This window comes from Flavobacterium sp. LM4, assembly GCF_002017935.1.
Lineage (GTDB): Bacteria > Bacteroidota > Bacteroidia > Flavobacteriales > Flavobacteriaceae > Flavobacterium > Flavobacterium chungangense.
This window is the reverse complement of sequence record NZ_MUFW01000004.1, coordinates 16,159-30,866: the sequence shown is the minus strand read 5'-3', so window position 1 is coordinate 30,866 and position 14,708 is coordinate 16,159. Positions and strand designations below refer to the sequence as shown.

Below are 14,708 nucleotides of genomic sequence, written 5' to 3'. Positions count from 1 at the left end.
GAAAGATTAGAAAAAAAATGCTGAGTTTGTAAGCAAAAATTAAAATTGGGCGCGATAATGGGAAGGGGAAATTCCCTTCAGTTCCTTAAACTTCCTGTTGAAGTTGGCAATATCCTGAAAACCGCAGAGTTCAGATATGGAGGCAATCGAAAGGTCTTTTTTATGGTACAGTAATTTGCACGCATTTTCAATTCTGATTTCAATCAAAAACTGAAAGAAGGTTTTATTAGTACGTTTTTTAAAGTATCTGCAAAAGGCATTTTTGCTCATATTGGCTTTCTCCGCCACTTCTTCCAATGTAATATTCTGATGGTAAAACTCAATAGCATATTCAAAAACAGCACTCATTCTTCTTCCTTCATCATCAGTATATTTTTTTTTGTAAACAAAAGAAGAAAGCGGTGTTTTTTCAGAAGAAATAATAATGTTTATAATTTTTAAAAACGAGGCGATTCGCTGTAATTTATTCTGCTTTTTCAGCTTCTCAAAATGATGGATGATTTTTTTGTGGTTCGACAGTATTTTCATTCCATATTCAGATTCCTTAAAAAAATCATCTACACTGCTCATATCATTCAGACTGAAAAAATCTTTCCCGAAAGAGGTTTTGGTAAAAAATAAAGTTAGCATTACAGACTCCGGGCTGGCTTCTACATTACTCCTGAAAACATGCGGTACGTTTTCACCAATTATTAAAACATCGTCTTCTTTATAATCATTAATAGAATCTCCAACAATCAGTGTTCCGGCACCTTTCACGATATAACTGATCTGAATTTCTTCATGCTGGTGCAGCTGATCATAGAAAACACGTTCAATATCCTCTTGATATATGAGTGCTTCTCTCTCGGTTTTTGGGATTTTAAAAGGTAAGATTTTCAAAGGATTGTTTTTTAGTTATGTAAATATTATCAAAAAAATCAGATTATACAATAGATGGGGTAATATAGTCCTGATAACGGCTAATAATGACAAAGACGTCTCTTTTTATAAGTTTTATTTTTGATAAAAATTATAATATGAATATAAATTGGGAAGGCGTAATGCCGGCTGTAACGACTAAGTTTACAGAAGAAGGTCAATTAGACCTCGTAATGTTCGAAAAAAATATTAAAGCACAAATTGAAGCTGGAGTTAACGGAATCATACTTGGCGGAACCCTTGGAGAAGCTAGTACATTGACTAAAGAAGAAAAAGAGGTTTTAATTAACAACACGTTAAGAATCACAGCAGGAAAAATTCCGGTTATTGTAAACATTGCAGAACAGACCACCAGCGAAGCCATTACTTTGGTCAAACGTGCCGAAGAATTAGGTGTAAACGGTTTGATGTTACTGCCTCCAATGCGCTATAAAGCTACAGACTACGAAACGGTTGTTTATTTTAAGGAAATCGCAAAAAGTACATCGCTACCGATTATGATTTACAATAATCCTGTAGATTATAAAATTGAGGTAACGCTGGACATGTTTGAAGAACTTTTAAAATTAGACAATATCCAGGCAGTAAAAGAGTCTACGCGCGATATTAGCAATGTAGTAAGAATTAGAAACCGTTTTGGAAACCGTTTAAAAGTACTTTGTGGTGTTGATACTCTGGCATTAGAAAGTTTGGTGACAGGAGCAGATGGCTGGGTTGCCGGTTTAGTAGTAGCATATCCGGCAGAAACTGTGGCCATTTATAAACTTGTAAAAGCTGGAAGAATTGAGGAAGCGGTAGCCATTTACAGATGGTTTATGCCACTATTAGAACTGGATATTTCTCCGCAATTGGTACAAAACATCAAATTGGCTGAGGTTGCCACTGGACTTGGTACAGAAAACGTAAGAGCTCCAAGACTTCCATTGCAGGGAGTTGAAAGAGAACGCGTTTTGACTATTATCGATGTTGCAATGAAAAACAGACCCATTTTGCCTGATTACAAAAACATTTAACTAAAGGTAAAAAGTAAGCTATGACTACTGGACAAAATTATATTGGAGAAACGCTTTCTGCAAAAGGTAAAACGACTTATAAGACGATCAATCCGGAACTAAATACAGAGAATAAAACTGTTTTTTATGAAGCTACCCAAGACGAAATTGCTCAGGCTGTAGCTTTAGCTGAAGAAGCTTTTAAAACATACGGAACAATTGTGGACGTAAAAAAAGCAGATTTTCTGGAAGCTATTGCTGATGAAATTGAAGTTTTAGGGGATGATTTATTAACGACTTATATTCAGGAATCTGGACTTCCTGTTGGCAGAGCCAATGGGGAACGCGGAAGAACAACCGGACAGTTGAGGGCCTTTGCTACGATGTTGAGAGAAGGCTCATGGGTAGAAGCCATCATCAACAAAACAGAAGACAAACCTGATATTCGAAGAATGCAGATTCCACTTGGGCCTGTAGTTGTTTTTGGAGCCAGTAATTTTCCGCTGGCTTTCTCGACCGCTGGTGGTGATACGTCGAGTGCTTTGGCTGCAGGTTGTCCGGTCATTGTAAAATCACATCCACTTCATGCGGGAACGGGCGAGTTGGTATCTTCGGCAATTATCAAAGCAGCTCAAAGAACCGGAATGCCAAATGGTGTCTTTTCGAACCTAAACAGTAGCGGTATCGAGGTAGGAAAAGCTTTGGTTGAACATCCCTCTGTAAAAGCGGTTGGTTTTACAGGAAGTATTACAGGAGGAACTGCTCTTTGTAAAATTGCAGCCAACAGACCGGTTCCAATACCGGTTTATGCAGAGATGGGAAGCATTAATCCAGTGGTAATTTTGCCATCGGCCTTAAAACAGGAGAGCGAAAAATGGGCCAAAAACTACGCTGCATCTATTGTAGCAGGAACAGGTCAGTTTTGCACCAATCCCGGACTTATTTTAGGAATAAATAGTAATGAATTAGAGAATTTTATTACTATTTTAGCTTTAGAGACAGACAAATTAGAGCCAGCCTGTATGCTGCATCCCGATATTAAAACTAAATATGAAAGTTTGAAGTCAGAAGTTCTTGAACAGGAAGGATATACGCAGCAGACTAATTTAAAGAAAGAGGTAAAGCCAAATTATGCCCTGCAAAATGTAATATCGGTAGATGGAAACACCTTCTTAAAGAACAAAATATTTCATAAGGAGGTTTTTGGGCCTTTTTCTGTGGTTGTTAAATGCGATGATATTCAGCAATTGAATACAATTATTGAAAATCTGGAAGGACAGCTCACAGGTACTATTTTAAATTCGGATGAAAGTGAACTAGAAGATTTCAAAGAAGTAATACAAAACCTTAAAAATAAAGTAGGAAGATTAATCTTTAACAATGTACCCACAGGAGTTGAGGTTTGCTCGGGAATGACACATGGTGGCCCTTTTCCTGCCAGTTCTGACAGTAAATTTACTTCGGTAGGATTAGCGGCAGTAAAAAGATGGGTTCGTCCGGTTACGTTTCAGGACTGGCCAAATAAATTATTGCCCGTTGCTTTGCAGGATGAAAACCTATTAGGAATTAACAGAACAGTAAATGATATAGTAACCCAGAATCCTATTTAATATATGCCCAGAAAAACCTTTTTTTGCGTTGATGCACATACTTGTGGTAATCCAGTAAGAGTAGTTGCCGGCGGAGGCCCAAACCTTGTTGGAAACAACATGAGTGAAAAACGGCAACACTTTCTAAAAGAATACGATTGGATTCGCAAAGGACTTATGTTTGAACCTAGAGGACATGATATGATGAGTGGCAGCATTTTGTATCCTCCAAGCAATCCTGAAAATGACTTCGGAATCTTATTTATCGAAACTTCAGGATGCCTTCCTATGTGTGGTCACGGAACCATCGGAACCATAACCATTGCCATTGAAGAGGGTTTGGTAATTCCTAAAATTCCGGGAAAAATTAAAATGGAAGCACCAGCAGGATTGGTTCAGATCGAATACCAGCAAACGGGAAAGAAAGTAGACTGGGTACGTTTGACAAACGTAAAATCGTATCTGGCAGCCGAGGGGTTGACAGTTGATTGTCCGGAACTAGGCGAAATTGTTTTTGATGTGGCTTACGGAGGAAATTATTACGCCATTGTAGACCCGCAGCCACATTTTTCAGGAATTCAGGATTTTACAGCCGGAAAAATAGTGCAGTACAGCCAGGTAGTCCGCAAACGTATTAACGAGAAATACCCAAATCTTTTCATTCATCCTGAAAATGATACGATTCGGGATGTGAGTCATATGCTCTGGACAGGAGATCCTATTGACCCTTCTTCTTCAGGGCGAAATGCTGTTTTCTATGGCGATAAAGCAATAGATCGCTCACCTTGCGGAACCGGAACTTCAGCCAGGATTGCACAGCTTCATGCCAAAGGAAAACTTAAAAAAGAGGAAGATTATATTCACGAAAGTTTTATCGGAAGCAAGTTTATTGGACGAGTGGAAGAAGAAACCGCCATTGGAGATATAAAAGCCATCGTACCAAGTATTCAGGGTTGGGCAAAAGTGTACGGTTATAATAACATTATAATTGATGAAGATGATGATCCGTACGCGTTTGGTTTTCAGGTCATTTAAAAAGAAACTATAATTTAATGGTTAACAAAAAATCTTGTCGCCAAATTTTTAATTGAGAATAATAATGAAAAAAGTAAGTATAATTGGTGGAGGTATAATAGGTTTGTGTTCTGCTTATTATTTGGCTAAAGAAGGTTATGAAGTAGTTGTTTTTGATAAATCAGACATGAATGACGGTTGTTCTTACGGAAATGCAGGAATGATAGTTCCTTCACATATTATTCCGCTGGCACAACCAGGAATGATTGCACAGGGAATAAAATGGATGTTTGATAGCCAAAGTCCGTTTTATGTTAAGCCCAGATTAAATATAGATTTAATGAATTGGGGTTTACAGTTTTATAAACATGCCAATTTGAAACATGTCGAAAAAGCGATGCCTGCCCTTTGCGATTTATCACTTTTAAGTAAAGAACTCTATCAGGATCTAGCAAAAGAAAATAACTCTTTTTTTTACGAAGAAAAAGGGCTTTTGATGCTTTATAAAACGGATAAAACCGCAGAAGAAATTCATCACGAAGGAAAGTTGGCTGAAGATTTAGGCCTAGAAGTTGATTTTCTTTCGAAAGAAGAGGTTTCGCATTTAGAGAAAGGAACTGCTACAAATGTTATTGGTGGTGTTCATTACAAAAGTGATGCACACATCTATCCGCAAAAGTTCATGCAGTTCATAAAAGATGAACTGGGCAGATTGAATGTGAAAATTCATACCCAGACAACTGTAGTAGATTTTTTCTTAAAGAATAATACCGTTTCAGAAATTATAACAGATAAAGGAAATTTTTCAACCGATGAAGTTGTTTTGGCAACAGGATCGTGGAGTCCGCATATTGCTAAAAAACTAAACATCAATATTTCAATTTTACCGGGAAAAGGATATAGTTTTACGTTAAAAGATCAAAGCCATAAACCATCAATTCCGAGTATTTTATGTGAAGGAAAAGTGGCTGTCACACCTATGAACCATGATATTCGTTTTGGAGGAACTATGGAAATCACACATACGAATGATATCAAAATCAATCAAAACAGAGTTCGGGGAATTTTAAATTCAATTAATGATTTTTATCCTGATTTGAAAATAGAAATGCCAAAAGAGCAAGACATCTGGTTCGGATTCAGACCTTGTACACCTTCAGGAATGCCCATAATTGCCAAAGATAAAAGACTAAAAAATCTAACGGTAGTTACAGGACACGCCATGATGGGCTTAAGTCTGGCACCGGCAACAGGCAAATTAGTTTCGGAGATTATTTCTGAAAAGCCAACTTCTGTCGATACTCAAATGTTTCAACTCTAAAAAATCAGCTTCATGTTTAATTAAAAATGAAGCTGATTTTTTTTTACATAGAATTTTAAATTAATCATATTATATTTTCAAAATACCTAAACAAAAAACAAACAACCAAACAAACCAAACAAACCAAAAATGACAACAAATAATCAGGAAGAATTTAAAAAAGAACTCGGCCTCTTCGATGGAACCATGCTTGTCGTGGGTTCGATGATTGGTTCAGGAATATTCATCGTTAGTGCCGATATTGCCAGACAGGTCGGTTCTACAGCATGGCTTGTTTTAATCTGGCTGATTTCGGGAATTATCACCATGATTGCCGCAGTAAGTTATGGAGAATTAAGCGCCATGTTTCCTAATGCAGGCGGTCAGTATGTGTATTTAAAAGAATCTTACAATAAATTAATAGCGTTTTTATACGGTTGGAGCTTTTTTGCCGTGATCCAGACAGGAACAATTGCAGCGGTTGGAGTTGCTTTCTCTAAATTTGCAGCATATTTGATTCCTGCATTCAGCGATGAAAATATAGTATATCAATTAGGAAGTTTTAAGCTTAATGTTGCTCAAATTGTTTCTATAATAACGATTATTTTTCTGACTTACCTGAACACCCTAGGTGTGAAAAACAGCAAAATTCTACAAACGATTTTAACGATTATAAAAATTCTGTCTATTTCAGGATTAATTATTTTCGGATTTACCTTAGCTGCCAAAGCTTCTGTTTGGGATGCTAATTGGACAGATGCTTGGACTCCGCATTTTTTTAATGCAACTAGCGGTTCCTGGATGCCAATTGGTACTACAGCCTTGATTTCAGGAATTTCTGCTGCAATGGTGGGTGCTTTATTTTCTAGTGATTCCTGGACCGGTGTTACTTTTATCGCTGGAGAAATTAAAAATCCAAAACGTAATGTAGGTTTAAGCATGCTTTTAGGAACATTTATAGTGACAGTAATTTATGTATTGACCAATTTGATGTACGTCGCTGTTATTCCGCTTAACGAAATTGCGGGTGCAAAATCAGACAGGGTAGCAGTAGTCGCAGCACAATATATTTTTGGAGATATAGGAACACTCATTATCGCATTGATGATTATGATTTCGACCTTTGCCTGTAACAATGGATTGATTATGGCTGGAGCCAGAGTTTATTATACAATGGCAAAGGATGGTTTGTTTTTTAAAAAAGCAGCAAGACTAAACCAAGCGAGCGTTCCTTCGTGGGCACTTTGGGCACAATGTTTATGGGCTTCTGTATTATGTCTTACCGGTAAATACGGTGATTTATTAGACTTTGTAATTATCATCGTACTTATCTTTTATATCCTGACCATTTACGGAATTATCATTCTCCGCAAAAAAATGCCAGATGCAGTTCGTCCTTATAAAGCTTTAGGTTATCCCTTTTTACCTTTATCGTACATTATAATAGCCTCAGCAGTGTGTGTTTCATTATTGTTTACAAAATTTTCTACTTGTGGATGGGGTGTTTTGATTATGCTAATTGGGATTCCGATTTACTATTTGATAAAAGAAAAAAAATATTAATTAATTTGACGTTTAGTGGAGACCTAACAGGTTTTTAAAACCTGTTAGGTCTATCGTTTCAATACAAATTAGTATTTAATAACTGTTTTTTATCACATTCTTATTTCGATGGTTAATATAATCTTACTATGTGATAATATTGACCCATTCATGTCAATAAATACTATATATTTTTATGAATATTAAAATTATGAGAACAACTGTAATAAAAATAAGTGTGTTTTTAACACTTTCGTGGTGTTTTATCGCTCAGGCTCAGGGCACACTAAAAGAGTACAAGAGAGCGAATTCCATCGATTCGTTATTTAAGAATAAAGTAGTTTATGCTCCTAAGGATTTTCATTGGATTGGAAATGATTACGTATGGTATACCAATAATCTATTGAAAGGGAAAGAGTTTATTTTGGCAGATGCGAAAAATCAAAAGCAATCACTAGCTTTTGATCACAATAAATTAGGACAGTCATTATCAAAAATTTTAGCTAAAGAAGTAAATCCTAAAGATCTTCCGATAGAAAATTTAGAGTTTGATAAAAACCTGTCAATATTAGTTTTTACAATCGAAGCATTGAAATTTTCATATAATCTAAATACGAGTGAATTAACCAAAACCGGCGACTATAAAAAGCCGTTAAATAAAGAGGAGTATTGGGGAGATAACTTTGATGAATTGGGCAATAAACCTGTTGGTTCTCCGGATTCTTTGTATGTTGGGTTTATAAAAAACTATAATTTATTTATTAAAGACAAAAAAACAAAAGTTGAAACACAATTGAGTTACGACGGCTCAAAAGGATTTTACTATTCGTCTTATTTGCAATGGTCGCCAAATAGTAAAACCATTATGGCGTATAAGGTACGTCCTGGCGAAGAGCATAAAATTTATTTTGTAGAGTCGAGTCCAAAAGATCAGTTTCAGCCAAAATTACAAACCCGTGATTATTTAAAACCGGGTGATCAGCTGCCTTTTAAAAGTCCGCAATTGTTTGTAGTGGCTTCAAAAAAGCAAATTCCGGTGGCAACCGATTTATTTCAGGAGCAATACGACATTTCCGGAATTGAATGGAAAGACGACAGCAGCGCTTTCACTTTTGAATACAATCAAAGAGGGCATCAGGTGTATCGTGTTTTGGAGGTTAATGCAACAACCGGAAAAGTTAAAGTTATTATAGAAGAAACAAGTCCAACATTTGTAGAATACAGCGGCAAAAGATACCGTTACGACATCAAAAAAAACAATGAAATCATTTGGGCATCAGAACGTGATGGATGGAATCATTTGTATTTGTACGATGCCCTTACCGGAAAAGTCAAAAATCAAATTACAAAAGGAAGCTGGCCCATTCGGGAAGTACTAAAAGTCGATGAAGAGAAAAAACAAATCTATTTTACGGCCAGCGGTTTAGACAGCAATCAGGACCCATATTTGTTACAATTTTGCCGAATCGATTTTAATGGCAAAAACTTTACCCGGTTAACGACTGAAAACGGCAATCATAAAGTTACTTTTTCACCTGATTATAAATATTATGTCGATCAGTATTCGAGAGTAGATTTACCACCGATTACCGTTTTGAAAAGCATCGATACACAAAAAACGATTGTAGAAATGCAAAAGGCAGATATTTCGGCATTACAAAAAACAGGATGGATAGCTCCGGAAGTTTTTACAGCCAAAGGAAGAGACGGTAAAACCGATATTTGGGGCGTAATTGTACTTCCAACGACTTTTGACCCAAATCGTAAATATCCAGTCATTGAATACATTTATGCAGGTCCTCAGGATTCATTTGTTCCAAAGAATTTTCAATCCTACTATTGGGCCATGTCATCTTTGGCTGAATTAGGATTTATTGTAGTTCAGATTGACGGAATGGGAACTTCAAACCGTTCAAAAGCTTTTCATGATGTTTGTTATAAAAACCTCAAAGATGCCGGTTTTCCCGATAGAAAGCTCTGGATGAAAGCGGCTGCTGCCAAATATCCTTATATGAATATTGATAAAGTAGGCATTCACGGAACATCAGCCGGAGGACAAAATGCCGGTGCTGCTTTGGTCTTTAATTCTGATTTTTATGATGTTGCCGTAGCGTCTTGTGGCTGTCACGATAATCGAATGGATAAAATGTGGTGGAACGAACAATGGATGGGATACCCGGTTGGGCCAGAATATGAAGCTTGCTCGAATACTGCTAATGCGGCACAATTGAACGGAAATTTAATGTTGATTCTTGGAGAATTAGACGATAATGTAGATCCTGCTTCAACCATGCAGTTTGCAAATGCTTTAATCAAAGCCAATAAAAATTTTGAATTGGTAACCGTTCCGGGAATGGGGCATTCTGCCGGAGGCGATTTTGGTGAACGCAAACGCAGGGATTATTTTGTACAGCATTTATTAGGAGTTATACCGCCAGCCTGGGAAGAAATTTATAAGTAGAAAATTTCTGAAAAGAAAAAAAAAGAGATTTTGTAAATCAACAGAAAAAGAATTCACGATGAAAAAACATCAGTTATTTATTTGTTTCGTATTCAGTTTTTGGGCATCATGTACAACAACGATACGTGCACAAAACGGCGATCAGATTTTAGACGGAATTGGAGAAACGGGACTAATTGCCCGCTATGTTTTTGCTGGCGATGCTAAAGACTGGTCCCGGAATAATTTACACGGTAAAATTCAGGATGTAAAAGCAAAGTTTGTAAATGACGATCAATTTGGTACCGTACTTTCTTTGCCTGCAGACAGTAAAGCATTTGTTTCAATTCCGGCTGACGGATTAATAGGTGAAGAATCTTTAAGTATATCAGGATGGATTTATTTACGTTCTGCACAAAAAGGGCAGCGATTTTTTGACTTTGGAAAAAATAACAATTCACATTTGTTTTTTGCACCGGCAGGAACAGAAAAAGAAGATGGAATCCAGACTGAAGTCATAACTGAATCGGGAGCTAAATTTAAATCAACAGCAAAAGCTTTAGAAACAGGGAAATGGAATCATGTTACAGTTGTAATCAATTTTCCGTCAAAATCAATCAGTACTTACGTGAATGGCGTACTTGCATGTGAAACCAAGAATGCAGCATTAGATTTGGCAAAATTATTCGATTACAATTCAGCCGAAAAAAACAGGCTTTATATAGGAAAATATTTAGCAGAGGATAACATTTATCTGAATGCAAAATTACACGATTTCAGAATTTACAGAGTTCCTTTGACAGACAAACAAATTACCAGAATTTACAACAATGCATTAAAAGAAGGCCAGGAAGAAGAGGAGTCCGGGGAAGAACAAACAGCAGATTTGCCAAAGTTTGCCAGTACAACTCCTCAACTTTACAATCAATTTTTAACAAGTGTTTCGGATGTCAAAGCACAAACCGTTGTAGGATCACTTCCAAGATTACCGGGTTATATAAAAGGAGTTTATAAAAATGGTATTCAAGGTCCTGAAGTTCGCGTTATTTGGCCATCGCCAAAAGATAACACTCAGGTACTGAAAAGTGGACAATATATCATAACCGGAACTATTCCTGGGACTGATTTAAAACCAAAAGCGATTGTAAGCGTAAAAGAGGGCAAGGAAACAAAAACACCGGATCGCAATCTGGAAACTTTCAAATTAGATCAGGTGGTTTTAAATAAAGATTCTAAAGGTAGCCAGAACAAATTCATTGAAAATCGCGATAAGTTCCTGACAACACTGGCCACAACAGATCCGGATTCATTTTTGTATATGTTTCGTAATGCTTTTGGACAAGAACAGCCCAAAGAAGCCGAACCACTTGGTGTTTGGGATACACAGGAAACCAAATTGCGCGGACACGCAACAGGACATTACCTGACTGCAATTGCTCAGGCGTATGCAAGTACCGGTTATGATAAAACACTACAGGCCAATTTTGCCGGAAAAATGGAATATATGGTCAACACATTGTATCAATTAGAACAACTTTCCGGAAATCCAAGAGAAGCCGGAGGGAAATTTATAGCAGATCCAACAGAAGTATCGCCTGGCCCGGGCAAAACAACTTATGATTCAGATTTGAGTCCGGAAGCAATTCGTACAGATTACCAAAATTGGGGCAAAGGATATATCAGTGCCTATCCGCCAGATCAATTCATCATGCTGGAAAAAGGAGCAACTTATGGAGGGCAGAAAACTCAAATTTGGGCACCTTATTACACGCTTCATAAAATTCTTGCGGGTTTAATGGATGTTTACGAAGTAAACGGCAACGAAAAAGCACTTGCAACAGCCAAAGGAATGGGAGACTGGGTTTATGCGAGAATGAAAAAATTGCCAACCGAAACCCTGATTAGTATGTGGAACCGATATATTGCAGGCGAATTTGGCGGAATGAACGAAGCGATGGCAAGATTGTACAGAATCACAAAAGATCCTCATTATTTAGAAGTAGCCCAATTATTCGACAATATAAAAGTGTTTTATGGCGATGTAAACCATTCGCATGGACTGGTAAAAAATGTAGATACTTTTAGAGGATTACACGCCAATCAGCATATTCCGCAAATTATGGGTGCACTCGAAATGTACCGCGATTCAGGAACGTCTGAATATTATCAGGTTGCCGATAATTTCTGGAATAAAACCACAAATAATTATACGTACAGCATTGGTGGAGTGGCCGGAGCACGTAATCCCGCTAATGCAGAATGTTTTATCAGTGAGCCGTCAACCATTTACGAAAACGGATTTTCATCTGGAGGTCAAAACGAAACCTGTGCCACTTACAATATGCTTAAATTAACAAGCGACTTGTTTCTTTATGACCAGCGCGGTGAATTAATGGATTATTACGAACGCGGACTGTACAATCACATTCTTTCTTCCGTAGCAGAAAATAGTCCGGCAAATACGTATCATGTTCCCTTAAGACCAGGTGCTGTAAAACAGTTTGGAAATCCACATATGACTGGTTTTACCTGTTGCAACGGAACTGCAATTGAAAGTAATACTAAGTTTCAAAATTCGATTTATTTCAAAAGTGCTGCGAATGATGCGATTTATGTAAATCTTTACATTCCGTCAACTTTAAAATGGACAGAAAGGAATGTCATTATAGAGCAAAAAACTTCTTTCCCAAATGAAGATCATACACAATTAACCATAAAAGGAAATGGAAGTTTTGCAATCAATGTTCGTGTGCCACATTGGGCGGTTAAAGGATTTTTTGTGAAGATAAATGGTAAACCCGAAAAAGTAAAAGTAACACCGGGTAGCTATCTCAGGCTAAATAAAAAATGGAAAGACGGCGATACAATCGAATTGCAAATGCCATTTGATTTTCACTTAGAACCCGTAATAGATCAACAAAATATCGCTAGTTTGTTTTATGGACCAATATTGCTGGCCGCCCAAGAAACAGAACCACGAAAGGACTGGCGCAAAGTGACATTAGACGCAAAAAATATTGGAAAGACAATAGAAGGAGATCCGAAGAAATTAGAGTTTAAAATCGATGGAACCCTTTACAAGCCATTTTACGAAACCTACGGACGTCATTCGGTTTATTTGGATGTCACTTTGAAAGAATAATGAAATAGCATTAAAACATTAAAACAAAAGCATGAAAAAATTAATTCTAAGCCTTATTTTATTTTTATTTATGGTAACACCTTCCTTTTCCAGCGAACTTATCGATGTCGTGAATACTTTTCAGGCAGACAAAACAGCGCTGCAAAATTTTTATTCCAACAACGAATCCGAAGAATATTATGTGAGGTTTTCTAAATTTTATGAAGAGTGGAGAAAAAAGGTAAAAAGTATTGATTTTAAAAATTTATCAAAAGACGGAAAAGTAGATTATCTGTTACTAAAAAATCTAATTAGCAGGGAAGATTATTTTTTGCAGATCGAATACAAATCATATAAAGAAATAGTTTTGGTTTTAGATTTTTCAGCGGATATCAATCTTTTTATTCAGGAAAGAAGAAGAGGAAAACGCCCGGTGGCCAGTCAATTAGCAAAAGTATTTGATATTGCCGGAATTACTATTGACAAAAAAACAGAGCTGCTCAAAAACAAACCTTTTAAAGACTGGTTTGCAGCAGACAAGGCCGCAAAAACGATAGTTTCTTTTGAAAAATCATTAAAAGAAGCTTATGATTTCTATTACAGCTATGACCCCGATTTTACCTGGTGGATGGAAAAACCGTATAAAAAACTATCTGAAAAACTAAAAGGCTACGAGGATTTTTTAAGAGCCAATTATTCTAAAACAAGTCTAAAAGATGATGGTAGCGGGATTATTGGAAAACCAATTGGAAGAGAAGCTATTATAAAAAGTCTTGCGTTCGAATATATTCCCTATTCTCCAGAGGAATTAATTTTGGCAGCTCAAACTCAGTTTGAATGGTGCAAAAAAGAAATGATCAAGGCATCTACAGAATTAGGTTATGGAAATGACTGGAAAAAGGCATTGGAGCACGTTAAAGATACTTATGTTCCGGCAGGCGAACAGCCACAGGCGATTACGAATCTATACAATCAATCGATAAAATTTATTGAAGACCGCGATTTAATCACCTTACCTGATTTGACAAAAGAAACTTGGCAGATGATTATGATGACTCCGGAACGTCAGAAAGTGAATCCCTTTTTTACGGGAGGCTGGGAAATAAGTATTTCGTATCCAACAGAGGATATGGATCAGAAAGATAAATTGATGAGCATGCGTGGTAACAATCCAAATTTTTCTTTTGCAACGGTGCAACACGAACTACTTCCTGGACATAACCTACAGTTTTTTATGAACAGTCGTTACAAGTCCTATCGCCAGCTTTTTGATACTCCTTTCTGGATGGAAGGTTGGGCTTTGTATTGGGAAATCAATCTTTGGAATAAACAATTTCCGCAAACTCCAGAACAAAAATTAGGAATGTTATTTTGGAGAATACACCGTTGTGCCCGAATCATTTTTTCATTAAAATATCATTTGGGCGAAATGACTCCACAGCAATGTATTGATTTATTAGTGAATGAAGTGGGACATGAATACGCAAATGCAGAAGCAGAAGTAAGACGTTCCTTTGCCAGCGGAGATGCACCATTATACCAAGTTGCTTATATGACGGGCGGTTTACAGTTTTACGCTTTAAGAAATGAATTGTTAGCCAAAGGATGGACAGAAAAACAATTTCATGACAGGGTTTTAAAAGAAAATATTATGCCTGTAGAAATGCTCCGGATTTTATTGGAGGATTTGCCTGTCGAGGAAGATTATAAAACAAAATGGAAGTTTTCGACTGATTTTAAATAATAAAAAGTATCACTGAATAGCTTTTATTCAGGTTTTAAAAACATC

Annotated in this window: 9 protein-coding genes; 8 read left to right on the top strand and 1 reads right to left on the bottom strand. The window is 36.7% G+C overall.

The annotated features are described in order from the left end of the window. Positions 1 to 39: 39 nt before the first annotated feature. Positions 40 to 882 (bottom strand): AraC family transcriptional regulator, encoded by an 843-nt coding sequence (locus BXU10_RS20020; protein ID WP_078229284.1) that lies wholly within the window; start codon positions 880 to 882, stop codon positions 40 to 42. Between the two features lie 137 nt (positions 883 to 1,019). On the opposite strand from BXU10_RS20020, the gene BXU10_RS20015 reads away from it, so the two are divergent. The 8 genes from BXU10_RS20015 to BXU10_RS19980 all read left to right on the top strand — a co-directional run bounded on the left by BXU10_RS20015 (position 1,020) and on the right by BXU10_RS19980 (position 14,663). Further along, the gene (locus BXU10_RS20015) at positions 1,020 to 1,934 is read left to right on the top strand and encodes a dihydrodipicolinate synthase family protein (RefSeq protein WP_078229283.1); all 915 of its coding nucleotides are present in this window, start codon (positions 1,020 to 1,022) and stop codon (positions 1,932 to 1,934) included. 20 nt (positions 1,935 to 1,954) lie between these two features. After that, positions 1,955 to 3,523 (top strand): aldehyde dehydrogenase (NADP(+)), encoded by a 1,569-nt coding sequence (locus tag BXU10_RS20010; RefSeq protein WP_078229282.1) that lies wholly within the window; start codon positions 1,955 to 1,957, stop codon positions 3,521 to 3,523. A 3-nt stretch (positions 3,524 to 3,526) separates the two neighbouring features. Next, positions 3,527 to 4,537, top strand: a complete 1,011-nt coding sequence (locus BXU10_RS20005) for a 4-hydroxyproline epimerase (protein WP_078229281.1) — start codon at positions 3,527 to 3,529, stop codon at positions 4,535 to 4,537. 64 nt (positions 4,538 to 4,601) lie between these two features. Then, positions 4,602 to 5,837, top strand: coding sequence for an FAD-binding oxidoreductase (locus BXU10_RS20000; RefSeq protein WP_078229280.1), 1,236 nt, complete (start codon positions 4,602 to 4,604; stop codon positions 5,835 to 5,837). A gap of 129 nt (positions 5,838 to 5,966) precedes the next feature. Further along, entirely contained in the window at positions 5,967 to 7,379 is a 1,413-nt protein-coding gene (locus BXU10_RS19995; protein ID WP_078229279.1) for an APC family permease, read from the top strand. Between the two features lie 190 nt (positions 7,380 to 7,569). After that, positions 7,570 to 9,819: a S9 family peptidase gene (locus tag BXU10_RS19990; protein ID WP_078229278.1), complete on the top strand. Its 2,250-nt coding sequence runs from the start codon at positions 7,570 to 7,572 to the stop codon at positions 9,817 to 9,819. A gap of 58 nt (positions 9,820 to 9,877) precedes the next feature. Then, positions 9,878 to 12,940 carry a beta-L-arabinofuranosidase domain-containing protein gene (locus tag BXU10_RS19985; RefSeq protein ID WP_078229277.1) on the top strand — a complete coding sequence of 1,021 codons (3,063 nt, stop codon included), beginning with the start codon at positions 9,878 to 9,880 and terminating at the stop codon, positions 12,938 to 12,940. Between the two features lie 31 nt (positions 12,941 to 12,971). Beyond that, positions 12,972 to 14,663, top strand: coding sequence for a DUF885 family protein (locus BXU10_RS19980; RefSeq protein WP_078229276.1), 1,692 nt, complete (start codon positions 12,972 to 12,974; stop codon positions 14,661 to 14,663). The last annotated feature ends 45 nt before the right edge of the window (positions 14,664 to 14,708 follow it).